Origin of the sequence: Bacillus sp. LBA3-1-1.1, assembly GCF_040676495.1 — a bacterium.
In the GTDB taxonomy this organism is placed as follows: domain Bacteria; phylum Bacillota; class Bacilli; order Bacillales; family Bacillaceae_G; genus Bacillus_A; species Bacillus_A nitratireducens.
In genome coordinates this window covers 106,470-125,205 of sequence record NZ_JBEGIB010000009.1, presented here as the reverse complement: position 1 = coordinate 125,205, position 18,736 = coordinate 106,470, and the positions used below count along the sequence as shown (strand labels likewise).

Below are 18,736 nucleotides of genomic sequence, written 5' to 3'. Positions count from 1 at the left end.
AAGAGGTGGCTTTCTTATGGCATCACAAGAATTAAATCGATTACGTTCTAGCGTCGATCAAATCAACCTACAATTATTACAGTTATTCAATGAAAGAGGCCGTCTCGTACAAGAGGTTGGAAACTTAAAAGAAGTACAAGGTGTGAAACGTTTTGACCCTGTACGTGAAAGAGAAATGTTGAATTTAATTGCGGAGAATAATAATGGTCCATTTGAAACATCGACCTTACAACATATTTTTAAACAAATTTTTCAAGCTGGTTTAGAACTACAAGAAGACGATCATCGCAAAGCGCTACTTGTTTCTCGTAAGAAAAAAGCAGAAGATACGATTGTGGAGATTAATGGAGAGAAAATAGGCGATGGAAACCAACATTTTATTATGGGACCATGTGCTGTAGAAAGCTATGAACAAGTAAGCCAAGTTGCAGAAGCAATGAAAGAGCAAGGTCTGAAACTAATGCGTGGTGGTGCTTTCAAGCCTCGTACATCTCCATATGATTTTCAAGGTCTTGGATTAGAAGGATTGCAAATTTTACGCCAAGTTGCAGATGAATATGATTTAGCTGTTATTAGTGAAATTTTAAATCCGAATGATATTGAAATGGCATTAGATTATGTTGATGTTATTCAAATTGGCGCTCGCAACATGCAAAACTTCGAGCTATTAAAAGCAGCTGGTGCTGTAAATAAGCCGATATTATTAAAGCGTGGTTTATCCGCAACAATTGAAGAATTTATTAATGCGGCAGAATATATTATGGCAGAGGGGAATGGTAATATCATTTTATGTGAACGAGGTATTCGCACATATGAAACAGCAACGCGTAATACGCTTGATATTTCCGCTGTGCCAATTTTAAAGAAAGAAACACATTTACCTGTCGTTGTCGATGTAACGCATTCTACAGGGCGACGTGACCTTCTATTACCAGCTGCAAAAGCGGCTATGGCAATTGGTGCTGATGCTATTATGGCTGAAGTACATCCGGACCCAGCAGTTGCATTATCAGATGCAGCACAACAAATGGATATTCCAGAATTCAATGAGTTTATGAAAGAATTAAAAGCATTTGGAAGTAAATTATAAAAAGATTTTTTAGTCTATGTAGCCCTTGTTACATAGACTTTTTACAAAAATTGCCCTTTTTTGCATAAAAAATACGAAAATACGAGAAAAGAAGCGAATTTTTTCGAAACTTTTGCGGGAAAATATTGTATGAGCCTGCGTTTTTATCGTATCATTAGTAAAAGGAAGAACTCGGGACGATTGTTGGCATCTGCAAATAGAGTTGATGTCTTTTTTTCATTCAAGTGAACCGATACATAAAAATAGATAACATAAATAGAAGGAGTGTGCGAAAAGATGAACGTAACAATCTATGATGTAGCTCGTGAAGCAAATGTTTCAATGGCTACCGTATCACGTGTTGTGAACGGTAACCCAAATGTAAAGCCTACAACAAGAAAGAAAGTATTAGAAGCAATTGATCGTTTAGGATACCGCCCAAATGCGGTAGCACGTGGACTAGCAAGTAAGAAGACAACTACAGTGGGTGTTATTATTCCTGATATCTCAAATACGTTTTATGCAGAACTTGCTCGTGGAATTGAAGATATCGCAACAATGTACAAATATAACATCATTTTAAGTAACTCTGACCAAAACAAAGAGAAAGAGTTCCATTTATTAAATACGATGCTTGGAAAACAAGTGGACGGAATTGTTTTCATGGGTGAAGATATTACAGACATTCACATTGAAGAATTCAAAAAGTCTCCAGTACCAATTGTATTAGCAGCGTCATTTGATGATCAAAATGAAACGCCATCAGTGAACATTGATTATACACAAGCAGCTTACGATGCGATGAAGCACTTTATTGAGCAAGGACATAAGCGTATCGGTTTCGTCTCTGGTCCTTTCATTGATAAAGCGGGAAGCGCGAAGAAGTTACAAGGTTATAAAAAAGCTTTAGAAGAAGCAAGTATTTCATATGATGAAAATCTTGTAATCGATGGAGATTACACATATGATTCAGGTATCGAAGCATTCGAAAAGCTTTGGAGCAGTGATGAAAAGCCAACAGCAATCTTCGTATCTTCTGATGAAATGGCACTAGGTGTAATCCACGCAGCACAAGACGCTGGATTAAACGTACCAACTGATGTAGAAGTGCTTGGTTTTGATAACACACGCCTTGCATTAATGGTACGCCCGCAGCTTTCAACAGTTGTACAACCAATGTATGATATCGGTGCAGTAGCAATGCGTCTATTAACAAAGTATATGAACAAAGAAAAAGTGGAAGATCACACTGTTATCTTACCTCACCGTATCCAATTTAGAGATTCAACGAAGTAAGAATAAAAAAGCTCACAGCAATTGCTGTGAGCTTTTATTCATATTCAGGGTAGTATTTTTTTACTACTGTATCTACAGTTTCAGTTTTCTTAACGTGTAAAAACCTTGCGTATAATTCTGTTCCTGTCTCAAATGAAGTATCATTTAATTCAAATACATGTAGCACTTTTCGAAACTTCCATGTGACTTGCTCACCGTTCATTTTTTCCTGCTTTGTCTTAAGTATCTTAATATAGTTGTACTGTATTGGAACGAGAATGATGAAATAGGCTAATACGATTAGTGAAATCCAGATCATTATGAACACTCCCTTAAAAAGAAAATACGTATGCACTAATCATATCAATTTATAGAAAAAATAACCAATTTTTCAAAGTGGATTAATTCTCTTCCCAAAAAGCGAAAAGTTCTTCGGGATTTCGTAAATTATGTTCGAGGCATGTTTGTGCAGTGCGTTTAAAACTTTGTACTAAATGCTCTAACCTAGAAGGATCATATTGCTTTACATTGCCAGCTACAATCGTTTCACCCTTATCCAAGTTAAGTGATATTTTTAGCAAAACTATATTTGTTGCTACTTGTACAACTTCGATATAAAAAAACTTTTTGTCTAAGTCGATTGTAATATAATCGAATCGCTCTACTTGTTTAAAATATCCCACAATATTATCTTCCAAATGAAACCTCCTTATTTTATTGGATTATATTGTAAGGTGTTTGCTATAGATGGGGTTATTCCTTGTTATATGTCACACAAGTGCAAATTCACCTATTATAGGGCAATGTCATGTATAATAGAAAGAAAAGGATTGTGAGGGGGGAGAAGAGATGATCGTTCTTTGGATAATTACGCTTTGTATGACTGCTATTTTTGCATATATGACGTTAAAACAAAATGGCTTAAAGCGATTTGTTCCAGGAAGTATTCTTGCAGGAATCGCCCTTATCACGTATGTAATTTCAATTTTTACTGAAAGTATTTCGATAGATTTAAGTACGAGCTTAATGTTTATTGGTATTACACTATTTGCAGGTAGCATTATGGTACTGATGGTTGCAGGTATTATTATATTTATTCATATGAATTCGGAAACGTTATAGCATAAAAAAGGCATGTCCCTAAGGGGCATGCCTTTTGTCCGTTCAATTATGCTCTATCTTTAGAAGAATTTTGTTGTTTTAGTAAATCGCGAATTTCGCCAAGAAGTTCTTCTTCTTTTGTTGGTTCTGGAAGTTCTTCTTTCTTTTCTTCTTCTTCTCTTTTAGATGTTAGTTTGTTGAAAACTTTAACAAACATAAAGATAGCAGCTGCAATAATTAAGAAATCAAAAATAGTTTGGATGAAGTTACCATACATAATAGATGATTTACCGAATGAAATTTTTAAATCTGTAAAGTCAACGCCACCTAATACCATACCAAGTAATGGTGTGATGATATCTTTTACTAAAGAACTAACGATTTTACCGAATGCAGCACCGATTACAACCCCGACAGCTAAATCAATTACATTCCCTTTGAACGCGAATTTTTTAAACTCGTTCCACATGTGTCAATCCCATCCTTTCCACGATTCATTATGAAATTTATAATTCCTATCAACATATTCTATAGAAATTTGGAAGAGAAATAAAGAGGAAATGGGAATGAAAGTAAATTCTGAAAAATGTATCCGTTTTAATTTTTATTTACATTCTCCAGTAGAGATTGCAACAGTTGCTGCGTTTTTAATGCTTCTAATCCATCTACAACAGGCTTTGTATCTCCGTGTACACATTCGATAAAATGATGAACAGCATCTTCAAAACCACGTTGTTTTAACGTCGTATCCCATGACGGGGAACCGCTTTGTGAAACCGAGTTTTCCTGTTCAATTTCAAATGTATTCATATTTTTTACACGAATGATTTTCCCTGTCGTTACAAGTTCAATTTGCTCTAAATTTGTACCTGCATGGCGGTGCATCGCTGTAGAAAGTAATAGTCCATTTGAAGTTGTATATGTATGATGTCCGTAAAGAAGTTCATTCTTTTCATTGATTTGCATCATATTGTGAACGACGTTAAGGTCATCATTAGCTAACCAGCGAGCAGTATCTACAATATGTAAGTAATCATCTAACATAGTAAAGTCGTACGAATATGGCCCCACTTTATTTGTGCGGTGCTTTTCAATTCGAATCCATGAAATATCATTAGCTTGCTCTTTGGCAGCAACGTACATAGGAACGAATCGGCGATTAAATCCGACCATTAACTTTCGGTTATACTTCTCGCTCAACTCGACTAGTTTCTCAGCTTGTTCTACTGTAGCTGCTAGCGGCTTATCAACATAAACATCGATTCCTTTTTTCAGAAGTTCAGAAACGATTTCATAATGTGTAGCAGTTGAACTATGAACGAAGATTGCATCGCATTCCGAAGCTAACGTTTCAATAGAATGAAAGTCTTGAATACGGTATTGCTGGCAAACTTGTTTCCTTTTCTCCGCGTTAGGTGTAAACGCCCCTACAAAATCCCAATCTGTTTCTTTTGTAAGTGTTGGAAGATAGGCTTTTTGTGCAATACTTCCAAGTCCAATCATCCCAATTTTAGGTTTGTTCATGTTTATTCCCACCCTATTAATATTAATGTAACGGGTTAAATGTAGCATAGGGTGGGGGAGGAAGGCAAAAAATAGCTTTTTATTTACGTCCTTCTAACAAAATCTTCTCTATCTCTTCAAAGTTATGAGCGCGAGCATGTTCTAGCGGTGTAACACCATCGTTGTCTGGAATGTTTACATCTGCACCGTGTTCAATAAGAAGGCGAATGACTTGTTGTTGTGTTTCATCTCCGTTACTTAGTACGATGGCTTCCATTAAAGCTGTCCATCCGAGGTTATTTACATGGTTTACATCGATATTTGTTCGGGTAAGGAGTTCTTTTATAACATCAATATAGCCGTGTTCTGATGCGGGAATAAGAGCTGTTCCGCCGTACCGATTCGTAAGCGCTGGATCCGCACCAGCATCAATCGTTAGTTTTAAAATGTCTAAGTAACCTTCCGCGCCGGCGTATAGAAATGGATTGTTTTTCATATCGTCTTGGATATTTACGTCAGCGCCGGCTTCGATAAGCGCTTTTGCGGTTTTTATATCATTTTTGTATGTAGCAATCATAAGAGGAGTACGTCCTTTATTGTCCGTTATATTTATGTCAGCCCCTTTTTTGAGTAACGATATAACAGTGTTGGTTTCCTGTTTCTCAGTAGCTGTTAGTAATGCTGTTTCCATGGTTGTCATCTCCTTTGTAACTTCTTGTTCTTGCGAGCAACCTTGCAAAAAAATTACGCAACAGATCATGCTTAATGTTTTTTTGAACATGGAATTTCAACCTCCTCATTTCAACTGTAAAAGAAGAACATTAAATTTTTATAAACTGACGCTAAAATTACTATAAAATCGCTTGAGTATTTGAACATATATTTTTATGCTTATGAATAACAAGGTTTGATAAAGTGAAACTTTAATCAGTGGGGGGTACCCCCACTGATTATTAGTTGAACCAATCGGGCTTTTATGGGCAGTTGATCCCTACCTAACTTCGTTGCTTTCTCTGAATTTTGAGGTGGGGGGTCTTACTGCCCGTTAATGCGGGGTAAAGTGAGGATTTAAGATATGTCTATTAAAACAAGGTTTTTATTTTCTTATATTGCTGTTATTCTCGTTTCCATCACGCTCATATTAGTCGCGGGATTTTTAATTGTTTTTTCCATAACAGGCGACTTGCAGTCAGTAAAAAATTTCTATAAAAGTTCTTACATTCAAAAGCCGCTTACACCAGAAGAAGAGAATACGTATATTGAATTGAAATTAGCGGCAAAGAAAAATCAATCACAACTATTAGATGAATCGTTTATTTCATCACTTGAAAAAGAAGGTGTGAAAATAGTTGTAAGAAAGGGAGAAACCATTTCTTATGCTACAAAAATATTTGAAAGTGTATCTTTAAAAGAAGCTCTTCCGAAATTTGAATCAGCAAATATTAATAGTCGTGGTACAACGGAACTAAATGGCACATTTTATCGATATGTAAAATTTGATTTTTATTTTCCTGGGGATGAAGAAGGGAGTATATTTGTACTAAAAAGGCAAAGTTCATTTGTCGATCTTACACAAAAATTATTTCCGATTTTGTTTGTAGCGCTTTTACTGTTAGCGATATTACTCATTGGATTAGTAAGTTATTTCGTCTCAAGAAGTGTGATAAAACCAATTTTTGTATTGAAAGATGCGACTGGGAGAATTAAAGAAGGAAATTTAGATTTTCAAATTCCAGTTACATCGCATGATGAGATCGGGCAATTAAATCAAGGGTTTGAGGAAATGAGGAAGAAATTAAAAGAGTCGATTGAGGTGCAAACGCAGTATGAAGAAAATCGAAAAGAACTCATTTCAAACATCTCTCATGATTTAAAAACACCGATTACATCTATTATAGGGTATGTTGAAGGAATAAAAGATGGGGTAGCAAATACGCCGGAAAAAATGGATAAATATTTAACAACTATTCATACGAAAGCAAAACATATGGATACACTCATTGATGAACTATTTTTATATTCGAAGCTCGATTTGAATCGAGTTCCTTTTCAGTTTGAAACGATAGAATTAAACATGTTTATGCAGGAATTATTAGAAGAGATGCAGATGGATTTAAGTGAGGAAGGTATAGAAGTACATTTACAATTACATTCATCACCACTATATGTAACGGCCGATTGCGAAAAGATAAATAGAGTTATATCAAATTTAATTCATAATAGTGTGAAATACATGGATAAAGAAGAGAAGGAAATTACTGTAACAGTATTAAGTGATAACAATAAAGTTATTGTGAAAGTAATGGACAATGGATCAGGTATAGAAGCTGATACGCTGCCGTATATATTTGAGCGATTTTATCGTGCAGAGCAATCGCGAAATTCTAGCACAGGTGGAAGTGGACTTGGCTTAGCGATAGCGAAGCAAATTGTTGAAGAACATGGCGGAGAAATTTGGGCGGAAAGTAAGCTTGGGGAAGGTACAAGTATTTTCTTCTCATTGAAAAAAGTAGAGGAATGTGGTGAGTAGAATGAAGAGAATTTTACTAGTAGAAGATGAAATAAGTATCGCAGAATTACAGCGAGATTATTTAGAAATTAGTGATTTTCATGTTGATGTAGAGCATTCAGGAGAAATAGGTCTACAAATGGCTCTTCAGGAAGACTATGATTTAATTATTTTAGATATTATGCTTCCGAAGATGAACGGTTTCGAAATTTGTAAACAAATACGTGCTATAAAAGACATTCCAATTTTACTTGTTTCGGCAAAGAAGGAAGATATAGATAAAATTCGCGGACTTGGTTTAGGAGCGGATGATTATATAACGAAACCATTTAGTCCAAGTGAATTAGTCGCAAGGGTAAAGGCACATATTTCTCGTTATGAAAGATTATCAGGAAATGTGAGTAAGCAACGCGATACGTTATACATTCACGGAATTTCTATTGATCAGCGAGCGAGAAAAGTTTTTATAAATAATGAAGAAATCGCGTTTACAACGAAGGAATTTGATTTATTGACATTCTTTGTAACGCATCCAAACCAAGTATTAAATAAAGAACAGCTATTTGAACGTATTTGGGGATTAGACTCAGCTGGCGATTTAGCAACGGTTGTTGTCCATATAAGAAAGCTACGTGAAAAAATTGAAAGAGACCCTGCTCACCCGCAATATATTGAAACAGTATGGGGAGCTGGTTATCGCTTTAATGTGTAGTGAACCTGTCAAATTGTTGACAGGTTTTTTTGTATGTTATTCGAACGGAAAGGGAAAAATAGGTAATTTATGTTAAGATATAAAGAGAAATAAAGCATAGGAGAGTAAGAGAGGGCGTGCTACATTTTGGGGGATACATTAAAAGATAATAAATCAAACAAGGCTTTAAGGATTGGAACTAATGTCATACTTGTTTTATTACTAGTAGGTGCAATACAAATGTTTTACGATAAAGATAATACAAATGATCATTTCGGTGGGTTATTTATGATGGTCTTTTGGATAATTAAAATGATTTCTAGTTTTACGATCAGTTTAAAAGAAGGAGATAAAAAGTCAGTATTCATTGATTTAGGTTTAGTGATTTTTTCTATTCTTCTTTTAGTTGTTTCTAGTGTGAAATATTTCTTTTGAAGGTTAATATATTCATTAACGAGGCTTTAATGGAATAAGCCTCGTATCTTTCTATGTTATTTAATACTTACGTTTGATTGTAAAAAATCACTCTATATTAGGTATTTTTCTTTGAAAATAGGACTTAATTCACTCCAAACATCAAATTTACTACCATCTAAATCATAAAAAACAAAATTCTTCCCAACATGCCCTCTGTTTTCAATCTCCCCAACTAGAATTTCCTTTTCAATAAATTCACTATGAATTGATTCTAGTGCATGTAATCCGTTAACTTCGAATGTTATAGAAAAGCGTTCTTCACCGTGAAAATCAAAAAAATTTAAGGTTTGATTATCTTGGGATTTAACTAGAAAAAAGCTTTGATTTGCAAAGTTAATAATAGCTTTGTCTTCGTCTTTAAAGTGCAACTCTGCTCCCAATTTGTTCACATACCAATTTGAAGAAAGTTCTACGTTGGTAACTGGAATATAAGTCGTTCCAACTCTTAATAATTTTTCTTTCATCCTATTTTCCTCCTTTAGCAAAACAGCACTAATAAACTTGTTCTCTCTTCCTAGACTTATTGCCTTTGTGAGTCCTTAATTTTCTTTTTAATCCCAAAAAATTCTTGAGTAATAGAAGTAAACCGACTGGCTTCTTCTAAAAAAGGATAATGGTTACTGTCCTCAAACGGCACAAAAATAGAATTACGAATGCCCTCATGCATTTCGATAGAATATTGAATTGGGCACTGCACATCGTGTCTTCCGCAAATAATTAGCATTTTTATGTTGATAGAAGGTAAGTACTTTCTTAAATCAAATGAAGGATATTCGTGAGAGAAAGCGTTCATCCGGCTAACAGACATTGTTTTTTTGATTGGTTTACAAAAATAAGAGTTGTAGTTTTCAGGTTTATACAATGATAATTTTGTTCTCTTAGTAGATAGTTCTTTTCGTTCTTCATTTGTAAGATGAGGGTCCTTCAAGTTTTCGATGAGTTTTTGCATATAATGAAACTGAGGATGTTCTGGATGATAAATACAAAATGGTGTTTCGGTATAGTTACTCGCTGCGGCTCCGACAACGACTAATGATTGTAAGGAATTTGGATATGTAATCGCGTATAAAAGCCCAAGCATACCGCCTGTTGAATGACCAGCGAAATGCCATGTAGGAAATTGTAAGGCTTCTTTAATTGCTTCTAAGTCGTGAATCGTTTCAATCATACCTAATTCGTTTTCTACTTTGGCTTTTACAGAGTTACCAGCGTCTCGTAAATTAATGAGGAATACACGATGCGTAGAAGTGAAAACATCTGCAAAGTAATCGCCAGTTTCATTAAATTGTGAATAGTGATGTGTAATACAAAGCGGTTCGCCATTTCCTTTTGTAAAGAGTTCAAATGTGCCACGTTTCGTGTGGATCATTTGTTGTGTCCACATAATATCACTACCTTTTCTTATACGAGTTGGGCCAGTCCGTTAGTAACTGGAATATATCGACTTACCAACAAAAACCGACAATAAATAAAAGGAGGCTATTCAAAAACGAGCCTCCTTTTCGTTTAGTACAAAGATTTTTTCATATTATTCCGAATAATTTCAAGAGATTTCGCTACAGTTAATGCATTCTTTTCTTCAATTTCTGGTTTTCGAGGGATAGGTTTATACATGTTGTCTGGATCTTCCCATGTGAGGGGAAGTTCTGTTTCTGCTTGTCCTTTCCAAGCGTCAATCCATTCTGGAGGGAGATAACCTGAGATGTTTTGGATATTGTTCATTTCGAGCCAAATGAGTGCCCAAGCTCTTGGGACGACGCGCCAGTGGTCATAGCCACCGCCGCCGACAGCAATCCAGCGACCTTCGCAATATTCATTGGCGATTTCGCGAGCGAGCTTCGGTATTTCACGGTAAATATTCATCGTTGCGCAAAGGTGTGTAAGTGGATCATAATAATGTGCGTCAGCGCCATTTTGCGTTAAAATAATATCTGGTTTAAAGTATGCGGCAACTTCTTTTACGACAGTTCGATATGACTCTAAGAATGATTCGTCTTCTGTAAAAGCATCGAGTGGAACGTTAAAAGAATAACTATAGCCATTACCTTGTCCGCGTTCGTTTACAGCGCCAGTTCCAGGGAATAAATAACGCCCAGTTTCATGTAATGAAATGGTGCATACGTTAGGATCGTCGTAAAAAGACCACTGTACGCCATCACCATGATGAGCATCTGTATCAATATATAAAACACGTAAACCGTATTTCTTCTGAATATATTTCATTGCGATAGAGCTATCGTTATAAATGCAAAATCCAGATGCCTTGCCGCGGAAGCCATGATGTAAGCCGCCGCCTAAATTAAGTGCGTGTTTTACTTTCCCGGAAAGAACAGCGTCGACAGCTGTTAGCGTACCACCAACGAGTAATGCGCTTGCTTCGTGCATATTTGGAAACATTGGTGTATCTTCTGTTCCGAGTCCATATGTCATCGCAATTGATTTTTCTAACTTACCTTCTCCAGCACGTTTTACCGCATTTATGTACTCCTCTGTATGAACGTAGGCAATCTCTTCATCTGTAGCCATCCGTGGCGCGATGACTTGAGAAGGAGAGATAAAACCGCTCTTTTGTAATAAATCATACGTGAGTGTGACGCGCAGTTGGTTAAAAGGATGATCAGGGCTAAATGAATAGCCCCGAAAGTCATCCGAATAAATGAAGGCGCTACTCATGCTTGCATCCCCATTATGTTCGGCCATAAAACACGATAGCCTTCTGTTTCAAGTGCTTCAATCACCCTTAAAGGATTCATCGTTTGAATGCGGAAAACGAGTACTTTATCATTCTCATCTTTTGCTGGGTAGACGAGAACGCTCACGATATTTATTTGTAAATCACTAAAAATAGCAACAACTTTTCCGAGAATACCAGGTTCATTTTTTACTTGAATTTCAATTTGTGAACTTGGTTGATGTGCTCCTGTTAATTTCACTAACGTGTGCAGTACCGTAGATTCAGAAATGATTCCAACTAACTTTCCAGCCTTTGTAACAGGGAGACAGCCAATTTTATTTTCAAAAAATAAAGTAGCAATTTCCTCAACGAAATCAAGAGGATGGCAAGTCATAACAGGATGTTTCATAATAAGTTCAAGTGGTTGCTTCAGCATATCGAGTGAAACTTGTTCATCTAAAATAGACGGACTTGCATCTCTTACATCCCGATCAGAAATAATGCCTACGACATGATTATTTTGATCGACAATTGGAATGTGCCGAATGCCTTTCGTGCGTATCGTTCGGATTGCTGTTTCAATTGTATCGTTTGGATGCAGTGTCACTACATCTTGATTCATAATTTCTTCTACAATCATTCCAGTTGCCCCCTTTATTAATACATAAAACGATTGTGAAAACGTAGACGATCAAATGCTTGAATAGAATCCGTATCAACACGTTTACCGATGCGGACCATTAAACAGTTAGCAGGATGTGAACAAATTTCAGGATCATCTGTAGCCATCCATTGTAAGCCACCAGCATTCATCATTTTTTCCATTACTTTTCGGTATTCCCAAACATTTAAGCCTGTTTGTTTTAAATCCCAGTGCCAATAATATTCAGTCGTTAATATAATGTAATCCTCCATATGATCGTCCATCATTGAAACTTCTAATAAGTTTTTTCCGACAGCGCAACCACGAAAGGCTGGGACAACTTCAATCGCCCCAAGTTCAATTAAGTTTTCAATCTTTCCTTCTGACCATCGCTCGAGCGGATCAGGATACAAGTATGTAACATATCCAACGATCGTTTGGTCATGTCTAGCAATAATGAGACGAGCTTCTGGTAACTTAGAAATTTCGACAATTGCTTTATATTGCTGCTCGGCAGGACGAAACGCAATTAAGTCTGGATGGAATTCATACATTTCAAGATTATGTGTAGAGACAGGACCTTCAATAATTAAAGTGCCTTTCGCTGTTTTTAAGTTTCTGGCATTATATATTTTTTTATGAATCAATTTATTGCTCACCACCTTGAGGGTTTGTGAATCTATTAATATCGTACTTTATAATATATGCGATGTGAATCGAATTTTGTCATTAAAAATTTGTCTAAAAATCAACAAATATACTGAAAATTTTAAATAATATCATTATAATAGATAATAGAATACATAGGAGGGGGATGTAAAGTATGAAAGTGGAAACGCTTCCTGTCATTAAAGGAGAAAATAATTTGCCGAATTATGAAGAGGCATACGCGAATTTTAACTGGGAAGAGGTTAATAAAAATTTTACTTGGAATGAAACAGGCCGAGTGAATATGGCGTATGAGGCAATTGATAAGCATGCGAAATCCGATCGAAAGAATAAAGTGGCACTTTATTATCAAGATGGATCGCGAAAAGAGAAATATACATTTAAGGAAATGAAGGATTTTTCTAATAAAGCAGGAAATGTCCTGAAAAACTATGGCGATGTTGAGAAAGGCGATCGCGTTTTTATTTTTATGCCGCGTTCCCCAGAATTATATTTCGCACTTCTAGGTGCAGTGAAATTAGGGGCAATTGTTGGACCGTTATTTGAAGCATTTATGGAAGGCGCAGTTCGCGATCGTTTGGAAGATAGCGAAGCAAAGGTGTTAATTACAACTCCTGAATTGTTAGAGCGCATACCATTAAATGATTTACCAGCTTTAAAAACTGTCTTCCTTGTTGGAGACAATGCAGAAGAAGGCGGTAAACTTGTAGCGTTCAATCCTTTATTTGAACAAGCTTCAAAAGAATTACATATCGAATGGTTAGGCCGTGAAGACGGTTTAATCCTTCATTACACATCTGGCTCTACTGGTAAGCCAAAAGGCGTCCTTCATGCGCAAAACGCAATGGTTCAGCACTATCAAACAGCGAAATGGGTATTAGATTTAAAAGAAGATGACGTATATTGGTGTACAGCTGACCCAGGCTGGGTAACTGGAACAGCTTACGGTATTTTCGCACCGTGGTTAGTAGGGGCATCAAATGTTATTTTAGGCGGGAGATTTAGTCCAGAAGCGTGGTACGAAGCGTTACAAGATTACGGTGTAACAGTTTGGTATAGCGCACCAACAGCGTTCCGTATGTTAATGGGAGCTGGACAAGAAGCAATAAAAAAATATGATTTATCACAAGTACGCCACGTTTTAAGCGTTGGTGAACCGTTAAATCCAGAAGTAATTCGTTGGGGTATGAACGCATTTGGACTTCGTATTCATGATACGTGGTGGATGACAGAAACAGGTGGACAAGTTATTTGTAACTACCCTTGTATGGAAATCCGTCCAGGTTCAATGGGTAAACCAATTCCAGGTGTGAAAGCAGCGATTGTTGATAATGAAGGAAATGAAGTACCTCCATACACAATGGGGAACTTAGCAATTGGTAAAGGCTGGCCAGCTATGATGCGTGGAATCTGGAATAACCAGCAAAAATATGAATCTTACTTTATGCCAGGAGATTGGTACGTATCAGGTGATTCAGCTTATATGGATGAAGACGGATACTTCTGGTTCCAAGGGCGCATTGATGATGTAATTATGACGTCAGGTGAGCGCGTTGGTCCATTTGAAGTAGAAAGTAAATTAATCGAGCACGCTGCTGTTGCAGAAGCTGGTGTAATTGGTATTCCTGATCCGGTTCGCGGAGAAATCATTAAAGCATTTATCGCGCTTCGTGCAGGATATGAACCATCTGATGAATTAAAAGAAGAGATTCGTCAATTTGTAAAAAAAGGCCTAGCAGCTCATGCAGCGCCAAGACAAATTGAATTTAGAGATAAATTACCGAAAACGAGAAGTGGTAAAATTATGCGCCGCGTATTAAAAGCGTGGGAGTTAAACTTACCAACAGGTGACTTATCAACGATGGAAGATTAAGAGAGAAAGGTCTGAACGAAATAACGTTCAGACCTTTCTTTTTTTATGGTATCATAAACTTATACATACGAGTTAAGGGGGAGAAGGAAATGAAAACAGAAAAAGAAAAGATGATACAAGGGGAAATGTACATACCAGCTGATCCAGTTTTAGTACAAGAGAGGGAGCAGGCTCGTATATTAACGAGAAAATTAAATGATACGCCAGAAGTACAATTAAAAGAGCGTAGCGAAATCGTAAAAGAACTATTCGGAACGACTGGAGATAACATTCATCTTGAATCTTCTTTTAGATGTGATTATGGTTATAACATCCACGTTGGTGAAAACTTTTACGCAAACTTTGACTGTACGATTTTAGACGTATGCCCAGTTACAATCGGAGTGAACTGTATGTTAGCTCCAGGTGTTCACATTTATACAGCAACACACCCGCTTGACCCGGTAGAGCGCATAAGCGGATCAGAATACGGAAAACCAGTTACAATTGGTGATAACGTATGGATTGGTGGAAGAGCGATTATTAATCCAGGTGTAACAATTGGAGATAATGCGGTTATCGCATCTGGTGCTGTTGTAACGAAAGATGTGCCTGATCATGTAGTAGTTGGCGGAAATCCTGCGAAGATTATTAAAAAACTAAAATAATATTTGAACGAAGTGCCTTCCTTGTCTGTATACATTTATGAAAGAATAGATGAGGGAGGCTTTTTTATGTCCAATAAATTACTTCTTGCTTTTGCTTTAATTGGAATTATAGTCGTATTTTCTTGTGGTTTGCTATTACCGATGCCAATCGGATTTAAAGTATCAATGATTACAGCTGGGGTCATGATGATTGTTATGTTTTCCATCATTATTCCGTTTGATAGAAAACATATAGTAAGGAAAAAAGGATATAAAATTGATTTTACAAAAACAAAAGTGTATTTTCGTTGGAATGTATTTGATACGATTTCGGCCAGTCTTGCAGTGTATGCATGCATATGTGTGCAGGTATTAAACATTTTAGTTTCAACCGGCCATACAATTCAAAACCCTTACGTTCAATTTTTTACGAATCAATCGCAAGTATGGATTATTGTCGCAAGTGTATATTTAATTTCCCGTATTTCATTAACGTTAAAAGGAATAAAGGAGATCAAAAATCATGGCGCAGATTGGGATTGAGGAAGAGCTCATGCTTGCCTATCAAAGAGGAGATAAACAGGCGGGAGAAAAACTATATGTTTTAATCAAACCAGCGCTATATACATTTTTATATCGATTTAACCGAGATGAACAATTAAGTATCGACCTCGTACAAGATACGTTTTTGACGTTAGAGCGTAAGAAACATATGTATGAACCTGAAAAAGGCAAAATAAAAACGTATTTATTTCAAATTGGTTATCGTCTCATGATTAATAAATTAAATAGAAGAAAAAAGTGGCGTACGCTTTTGCCATTTTTAGTACCGATTCAGGAAAAAGAATTTTCTCACGAAGATCGGCTCACGGTAAGAGAGGCAATTTTGAAAGTTCCTGAAGAGCAGCGGGCTGTCCTTATTCTTTCTTATTATCATGATATGCAGCAAAAAGAGATTGCAGAGATATTAAACATCCCGATTGGAACAGTGAAGTCGAGGCTTCATAACGGAATAAAGAAATTGAAACAATTGCTGGAGGTGGATGAAATTGAGCGAAAATCCCTTTAAGACTGAATATAAATTACAGCAGCATTTGGATAGTGACCATGTAGAAATACCCGATTTTCCAAAAACGGTAAGTCGCTTCGATCGATTAATCGGATTTCTTGCTTCTCCGGCGAAAGATCCTGTGGAAGCGATGATTGGAAATGATTTATCAATTGTTTTTCATATTTCACTATTAGTCGGTGTTCCAATTCTTTCTCTTATTACGATACTTTTTGCGACGTTGTAAAGGAATGGAAAGGAGAGAAAACCTACCTCTATTTGACACGCCTATATAAATGATGGTATAAAGAAAAGTATATGAATAATTGAGCGTGGAAAGGGAGAAGTAGTGATCATTTCCCTGTTTTAGAGAGCTGATGGTCGGTGAAAATCAGCACATAGATGATCGCGAATTACGCCCCTAGAGCATCTTTTTTCGATTGAATTGTATTCAAAAGGGAAAAGACGGTGCTAAGCCGTTATGTAAATAAGGTGGTAGGCTTTTTTTGTCTGCAACTAGGGTGGTAACGCGATAATCAAAATCGTCCCTTATTTAAAGGGGCGATTTTTTTATGTTTTCAACCTTCACGCCAGTAATGAACTTAAAGGAGAGTATGTAGGATATGGGTATTTTACAAGATCTTGAATTTCGCGGTCTAATTAATCAGCAAACAGATGCTGAGGGCCTTGAGCAATTATTAGAAAAAGAAAGCGTTAAATTATACTGTGGTTTCGACCCGACAGCGGATAGCTTACACATCGGTCATATGTTACCAGTATTAATGTTACGCCGTTTCCAATTAGCTGGTCACCAACCAATCGCACTTGTTGGCGGTGGTACTGGTATGATCGGTGACCCAAGTGGTAAAAAAGCAGAACGTACATTAAATACGAAAGATACAGTTGCTTACTACACAGAAAGCATTAAAAACCAACTTTCAAATTTCTTAGAATTTGAAAACGTGGACAACCCAGCAACAATGGCTAATAACTATGATTGGCTTGGTAACTTAGATGTAATTTCATTCTTACGCGATATCGGTAAAAACTTCGGTTTAAACTATATGTTAGCAAAAGATACAGTAGCATCTCGTTTAGATACTGGTATTTCATTCACTGAGTTTAGTTATATGATTTTACAATCATACGACTTCTTAAACTTATATCAAAACCATAATTGCCGTCTACAAATCGGTGGTAGTGACCAATGGGGTAACATTACAGCTGGTCTTGAATTAATCCGTAAATCAGAAGAAGATGCGAAAGCATTTGGTTTAACAATTCCACTTGTTACAAAATCTGACGGTACGAAGTTTGGTAAAACAGAAGGCGGCGCAATTTGGTTAGACCCAGAGAAAACAACTCCTTACGAGTTCTACCAATTCTGGATTAACACAGATGACCGCGACGTTGTTAAATACTTAAAATACTTCACATTCTTATCTCATGAAGAAATTCTTGAGCTTGAAAAGCAAGTAGCTGAAGCACCAGAAAAACGTGCAGCACAAAAAGCATTAGGTTCTGAAATGACAAAACTTGTTCACGGCGAAGAAGCATTAGAGCAAGCGATTAAAATTTCAGCTGCATTATTCAGCGGTTCTGTAGCAGAACTTACTGCAAGCGAAATCGAGCAAGGATTCAAAGACGTACCATCTGTAGAACGCACTGCAGAAGATACAGTATTAATTGACTTACTTGTAGAAAGCAAAATCTCTCCATCTAAACGTCAAGCGCGTGAAGATGTAACGAACGGCGCGATCTACGTAAACGGTGAGCGTACACAAGCATTAGACTACGTTGTAACAGAAAACGACCGCATCGAAGGTAAATTTACAATTATTCGCCGCGGTAAAAAGAAATATTTCTTAATTCGTTACTAATCAGAAACGAATGTAAAACAAATAGTACCCCGAATTGTAAACTGAAAAGTTTATGATTCGGGGTTTTTATGTATGAATTTAGATTACCTCATGAGTTCTTTTAAATAGAATATGAAGAATTAATCCGAGCATATAAAGTAAGCTAATTAACATAACGACAAATGCTGTTGGATAAAATTTTGCCGCATATATAAAGAAATCGATTTGATAAATATCTTGATAATTTGAAACTGTGCCTTTAAAGTAATTCGTAAACTTAGCGCTATATTTTCATTCATCGGGATAGTCTATTAAATTACTCCCTTGATACCAACTAATCAAAGCTGAAGTAATAAACAGCATAAACGAACTGCCTAGTTGAACCATTTGGTTTATTGTCAAAACGAATCACACCCCTAATTTCTGGTATTATATCGTAAAAATTTACTTTAATAAACCATTTCGGGGATAAAATACAGTTAGCAGTTCTGTAACTTTTTTGTTTTAATCTCCTTTTCGAGTTCATACGGAAATCACATGTAAGCGGTATGATAAACGTATAACAAATAGAAAGGAGTGGTAAAACGAAATGTCACTAGAAGCGCTCATTATTTTTTCTTTGCTAAATGCGGGTCAGCTTGCAGAGCATTCGAAGGTTGATATACATAAAGAGCAGAAGGATGCTTATGTATATGTTCAAAAAGAGGAAAATAAATAAT

23 protein-coding genes, 1 pseudogene and 1 other annotated feature are annotated in these 18,736 nt (G+C 36.3%); of the genes and pseudogenes, 13 read left to right on the top strand and 11 right to left on the bottom strand.

Annotated elements, in window-relative coordinates; genetic code table 11:
• Window positions 1–16: 16 nt before the first annotated feature.
• Together MRBLBA3_RS09855 and ccpA are read left to right on the top strand one after the other, a co-directional pair.
• A complete protein-coding gene (locus MRBLBA3_RS09855; RefSeq protein WP_363381037.1) occupies window positions 17–1,090 on the top strand; it encodes a bifunctional 3-deoxy-7-phosphoheptulonate synthase/chorismate mutase in 1,074 nt (357 codons plus the stop codon).
• Between the two features lie 276 nt (window positions 1,091–1,366).
• The gene (ccpA, locus tag MRBLBA3_RS09850; RefSeq protein ID WP_001103287.1) at window positions 1,367–2,365 is read left to right on the top strand and encodes a catabolite control protein A; all 999 of its coding nucleotides are present in this window, start codon (window positions 1,367–1,369) and stop codon (window positions 2,363–2,365) included.
• Window positions 2,366–2,399: 34 nt separating this feature from the next.
• Here the strand turns inward: ccpA and MRBLBA3_RS09845 are convergent, their stop codons facing one another.
• Together MRBLBA3_RS09845 and MRBLBA3_RS09840 are read right to left on the bottom strand one after the other, a co-directional pair.
• The gene (locus MRBLBA3_RS09845) at window positions 2,400–2,663 is read right to left on the bottom strand and encodes a DUF4288 domain-containing protein (RefSeq protein WP_363381034.1); all 264 of its coding nucleotides are present in this window, start codon (window positions 2,661–2,663) and stop codon (window positions 2,400–2,402) included.
• An 82-nt stretch (window positions 2,664–2,745) separates the two neighbouring features.
• Window positions 2,746–3,042 (bottom strand): hypothetical protein, encoded by a 297-nt coding sequence (locus MRBLBA3_RS09840; RefSeq protein ID WP_044737562.1) that lies wholly within the window; start codon window positions 3,040–3,042, stop codon window positions 2,746–2,748.
• Between the two features lie 151 nt (window positions 3,043–3,193).
• On the opposite strand from MRBLBA3_RS09840, the gene MRBLBA3_RS09835 reads away from it, so the two are divergent.
• Window positions 3,194–3,466 (top strand): DUF3917 domain-containing protein, encoded by a 273-nt coding sequence (locus tag MRBLBA3_RS09835; RefSeq protein ID WP_000636596.1) that lies wholly within the window; start codon window positions 3,194–3,196, stop codon window positions 3,464–3,466.
• A gap of 46 nt (window positions 3,467–3,512) precedes the next feature.
• On the opposite strand, the gene mscL is transcribed toward MRBLBA3_RS09835, so the two are convergent.
• The 3 genes from mscL to MRBLBA3_RS09820 form a co-directional block, all read right to left on the bottom strand.
• On the bottom strand, window positions 3,513–3,914 hold the full coding sequence (gene mscL / locus MRBLBA3_RS09830) for a large-conductance mechanosensitive channel protein MscL (RefSeq protein WP_000266994.1): 402 nt from the start codon (window positions 3,912–3,914) through the stop codon (window positions 3,513–3,515).
• A gap of 128 nt (window positions 3,915–4,042) precedes the next feature.
• Window positions 4,043–4,969, bottom strand: a complete 927-nt coding sequence (locus tag MRBLBA3_RS09825; protein ID WP_363381030.1) for a Gfo/Idh/MocA family protein — start codon at window positions 4,967–4,969, stop codon at window positions 4,043–4,045.
• A 79-nt stretch (window positions 4,970–5,048) separates the two neighbouring features.
• The gene (locus MRBLBA3_RS09820; protein ID WP_363381028.1) at window positions 5,049–5,729 is read right to left on the bottom strand and encodes an ankyrin repeat domain-containing protein; all 681 of its coding nucleotides are present in this window, start codon (window positions 5,727–5,729) and stop codon (window positions 5,049–5,051) included.
• A gap of 294 nt (window positions 5,730–6,023) precedes the next feature.
• On the opposite strand from MRBLBA3_RS09820, the gene MRBLBA3_RS09815 reads away from it, so the two are divergent.
• From MRBLBA3_RS09815 to MRBLBA3_RS09805, 3 genes are all read left to right on the top strand, one after another.
• A complete protein-coding gene (locus tag MRBLBA3_RS09815) occupies window positions 6,024–7,478 on the top strand; it encodes a sensor histidine kinase (protein WP_363381026.1) in 1,455 nt (484 codons plus the stop codon).
• Between the two features lies 1 nt (window position 7,479).
• A complete protein-coding gene (locus tag MRBLBA3_RS09810) occupies window positions 7,480–8,169 on the top strand; it encodes a response regulator transcription factor (protein WP_044737566.1) in 690 nt (229 codons plus the stop codon).
• Window positions 8,170–8,295: 126 nt separating this feature from the next.
• Window positions 8,296–8,583 (top strand): hypothetical protein, encoded by a 288-nt coding sequence (locus tag MRBLBA3_RS09805; RefSeq protein WP_363381024.1) that lies wholly within the window; start codon window positions 8,296–8,298, stop codon window positions 8,581–8,583.
• Window positions 8,584–8,675: 92 nt separating this feature from the next.
• Here MRBLBA3_RS09805 and MRBLBA3_RS09800 read toward each other — a convergent pair whose 3' ends face one another.
• The 5 genes from MRBLBA3_RS09800 to acuA form a co-directional block, all read right to left on the bottom strand.
• A complete protein-coding gene (locus MRBLBA3_RS09800) occupies window positions 8,676–9,089 on the bottom strand; it encodes a VOC family protein (protein WP_363381023.1) in 414 nt (137 codons plus the stop codon).
• A 56-nt stretch (window positions 9,090–9,145) separates the two neighbouring features.
• A complete protein-coding gene (locus tag MRBLBA3_RS09795; RefSeq protein WP_363381021.1) occupies window positions 9,146–10,009 on the bottom strand; it encodes an alpha/beta fold hydrolase in 864 nt (287 codons plus the stop codon).
• Between the two features lie 122 nt (window positions 10,010–10,131).
• Complete coding sequence (acuC, locus tag MRBLBA3_RS09790) at window positions 10,132–11,298, bottom strand: acetoin utilization protein AcuC (protein WP_363381065.1); 1,167 nt, start codon at window positions 11,296–11,298, stop codon at window positions 10,132–10,134.
• A complete protein-coding gene (locus MRBLBA3_RS09785) occupies window positions 11,295–11,939 on the bottom strand; it encodes an acetoin utilization AcuB family protein (protein ID WP_000634567.1) in 645 nt (214 codons plus the stop codon). Before MRBLBA3_RS09785 ends, acuC begins: the two co-directional genes overlap by 4 nt.
• A 17-nt stretch (window positions 11,940–11,956) precedes the next feature.
• On the bottom strand, window positions 11,957–12,589 hold the full coding sequence (acuA, locus tag MRBLBA3_RS09780) for an acetoin utilization protein acetyltransferase AcuA (protein WP_061680131.1): 633 nt from the start codon (window positions 12,587–12,589) through the stop codon (window positions 11,957–11,959).
• A 176-nt stretch (window positions 12,590–12,765) separates the two neighbouring features.
• Here acuA and acsA point away from each other — a divergent pair, with 176 nt between their 5' ends.
• The 6 genes from acsA to tyrS all read left to right on the top strand — a co-directional run bounded on the left by acsA (window position 12,766) and on the right by tyrS (window position 18,038).
• The gene (gene acsA / locus MRBLBA3_RS09775; protein ID WP_363381018.1) at window positions 12,766–14,484 is read left to right on the top strand and encodes an acetate--CoA ligase; all 1,719 of its coding nucleotides are present in this window, start codon (window positions 12,766–12,768) and stop codon (window positions 14,482–14,484) included.
• Between the two features lie 89 nt (window positions 14,485–14,573).
• On the top strand, window positions 14,574–15,131 hold the full coding sequence (locus tag MRBLBA3_RS09770; RefSeq protein ID WP_363381017.1) for a maltose acetyltransferase domain-containing protein: 558 nt from the start codon (window positions 14,574–14,576) through the stop codon (window positions 15,129–15,131).
• Window positions 15,132–15,197: 66 nt separating this feature from the next.
• Entirely contained in the window at window positions 15,198–15,653 is a 456-nt protein-coding gene (locus MRBLBA3_RS09765; protein WP_363381015.1) for a hypothetical protein, read from the top strand.
• Entirely contained in the window at window positions 15,634–16,179 is a 546-nt protein-coding gene (locus tag MRBLBA3_RS09760; RefSeq protein WP_212088158.1) for an RNA polymerase sigma factor, read from the top strand. Before MRBLBA3_RS09765 ends, MRBLBA3_RS09760 begins: the two co-directional genes overlap by 20 nt.
• A complete protein-coding gene (locus MRBLBA3_RS09755) occupies window positions 16,160–16,405 on the top strand; it encodes a hypothetical protein (protein WP_363381013.1) in 246 nt (81 codons plus the stop codon). The genes MRBLBA3_RS09760 and MRBLBA3_RS09755 overlap by 20 nt, the downstream gene beginning before the upstream one ends.
• Window positions 16,406–16,482: 77 nt before the next feature.
• Window positions 16,483–16,711: a binding site (T-box leader), on the top strand.
• Between the two features lie 70 nt (window positions 16,712–16,781).
• Window positions 16,782–18,038 (top strand): tyrosine--tRNA ligase, encoded by a 1,257-nt coding sequence (gene tyrS, locus MRBLBA3_RS09750; protein WP_000512075.1) that lies wholly within the window; start codon window positions 16,782–16,784, stop codon window positions 18,036–18,038.
• A 78-nt stretch (window positions 18,039–18,116) separates the two neighbouring features.
• On the opposite strand, the pseudogene MRBLBA3_RS09745 reads toward tyrS, so the two are convergent.
• Window positions 18,117–18,419, bottom strand: a pseudogene (locus MRBLBA3_RS09745) (YjdJ family protein).
• A 187-nt stretch (window positions 18,420–18,606) separates the two neighbouring features.
• Between MRBLBA3_RS09745 and MRBLBA3_RS09740 the strand changes: the two are divergent.
• Window positions 18,607–18,735 carry a hypothetical protein gene (locus MRBLBA3_RS09740; RefSeq protein WP_000050937.1) on the top strand — a complete coding sequence of 43 codons (129 nt, stop codon included), beginning with the start codon at window positions 18,607–18,609 and terminating at the stop codon, window positions 18,733–18,735.
• Window position 18,736 lies beyond the last annotated feature (1 nt).

Coding starts and splice junctions, on each gene's coding strand:
- tyrS (WP_000512075.1), top strand. CDS start 16,782: ATGGGTATTTTACAAGATCTTGAATTTCGCGGTCTAATTAATCAGCAA.
- acsA (WP_363381018.1), top strand. CDS start 12,766: ATGAAAGTGGAAACGCTTCCTGTCATTAAAGGAGAAAATAATTTGCCG.
- MRBLBA3_RS09825 (WP_363381030.1), bottom strand. CDS start 4,969: ATGAACAAACCTAAAATTGGGATGATTGGACTTGGAAGTATTGCACAA.
- MRBLBA3_RS09815 (WP_363381026.1), top strand. CDS start 6,024: ATGTCTATTAAAACAAGGTTTTTATTTTCTTATATTGCTGTTATTCTC.
- MRBLBA3_RS09855 (WP_363381037.1), top strand. CDS start 17: ATGGCATCACAAGAATTAAATCGATTACGTTCTAGCGTCGATCAAATC.
- MRBLBA3_RS09765 (WP_363381015.1), top strand. CDS start 15,198: ATGTCCAATAAATTACTTCTTGCTTTTGCTTTAATTGGAATTATAGTC.
- MRBLBA3_RS09820 (WP_363381028.1), bottom strand. CDS start 5,729: ATGTTCAAAAAAACATTAAGCATGATCTGTTGCGTAATTTTTTTGCAA.
- ccpA (WP_001103287.1), top strand. CDS start 1,367: ATGAACGTAACAATCTATGATGTAGCTCGTGAAGCAAATGTTTCAATG.
- MRBLBA3_RS09810 (WP_044737566.1), top strand. CDS start 7,480: ATGAAGAGAATTTTACTAGTAGAAGATGAAATAAGTATCGCAGAATTA.
- acuC (WP_363381065.1), bottom strand. CDS start 11,298: ATGAGTAGCGCCTTCATTTATTCGGATGACTTTCGGGGCTATTCATTT.
- MRBLBA3_RS09800 (WP_363381023.1), bottom strand. CDS start 9,089: ATGAAAGAAAAATTATTAAGAGTTGGAACGACTTATATTCCAGTTACC.
- MRBLBA3_RS09760 (WP_212088158.1), top strand. CDS start 15,634: ATGGCGCAGATTGGGATTGAGGAAGAGCTCATGCTTGCCTATCAAAGA.
- MRBLBA3_RS09785 (WP_000634567.1), bottom strand. CDS start 11,939: ATGATTGTAGAAGAAATTATGAATCAAGATGTAGTGACACTGCATCCA.
- MRBLBA3_RS09740 (WP_000050937.1), top strand. CDS start 18,607: ATGTCACTAGAAGCGCTCATTATTTTTTCTTTGCTAAATGCGGGTCAG.
- MRBLBA3_RS09845 (WP_363381034.1), bottom strand. CDS start 2,663: ATGATCTGGATTTCACTAATCGTATTAGCCTATTTCATCATTCTCGTT.
- MRBLBA3_RS09835 (WP_000636596.1), top strand. CDS start 3,194: ATGATCGTTCTTTGGATAATTACGCTTTGTATGACTGCTATTTTTGCA.
- MRBLBA3_RS09795 (WP_363381021.1), bottom strand. CDS start 10,009: ATGTGGACACAACAAATGATCCACACGAAACGTGGCACATTTGAACTC.
- MRBLBA3_RS09770 (WP_363381017.1), top strand. CDS start 14,574: ATGAAAACAGAAAAAGAAAAGATGATACAAGGGGAAATGTACATACCA.
- mscL (WP_000266994.1), bottom strand. CDS start 3,914: ATGTGGAACGAGTTTAAAAAATTCGCGTTCAAAGGGAATGTAATTGAT.